The 665-nt window shown below is 52.4% G+C and carries 1 protein-coding gene; it reads left to right on the top strand.

The features are described from left to right. Positions 1 to 181: 181 nt before the first annotated feature. Positions 182 to 665, top strand: a 484-nt coding sequence (locus AC1D35_RS36680; RefSeq protein WP_477942980.1) for an RING finger protein, incomplete at its 3' end; no start/stop codon positions are given.

The raw sequence follows: 665 nt of genomic DNA, 5'->3' as shown, positions 1-665 counted from the left end.
AACCACTCCAGCGGCGCTATTAATGACGTGTCCACTTGGCCGGCGCACCTGTAAGAGAGGTTCGTCGAGTTGCTTGTCAGTTCCTGCCCGCAGGCTTCGCCAATGTGGACGGCATGGCCGGATATTCCATAGTCTCCTCGCTAAATGATGCGGCGCCGTCTGCCAATAAATCGGGGGCATCATGAAAATCGGGTACAGCAATCTTCTCGCTGAGCATCTACAGGCCGAGCAACTGAACCATAGGGATTGCGAGCCGTTTCAAGTTGTCTGCCCTGCGTGTCGAGAACCCATCTTCAAGGTAGAGCGAAACGGGGACGGTAATGGGATACACTATTTATCGCATTATGCTGCTGCGAAGTCGTTTCAGGACGATTGTGAATTGCGCGTTTCGCGCTTGGCGGTCGAATATATCTCCAAGGGCAACCAGTCCTCACGCGATCAACGGTTGYAATATTTTTTACAAGTCCTCAGGGATCTCGTAGCGCGAGACAAGATTTACAAAGGATCTCCCGAAAAAGCCGAAAAGTTGCTGAACCGTTCAAAAGCCATTGGCTGGCTTCGCCTTCAACACTATGAGATGGCGAGGAAGCTTGCTTGGTCGCAGGCTGACTTTGGTGAGGCAGTCGGCGGGTACGTGAAAGATCTTGCAAGCCAGGGAGCTATTC

It is taken from the genome of Rhizobium sp. P1_E6 (assembly GCF_056405875.1).
Note: the sequence above shows the minus strand (reverse complement) of the source record. Positions and strands in the feature narration are given on the sequence as shown.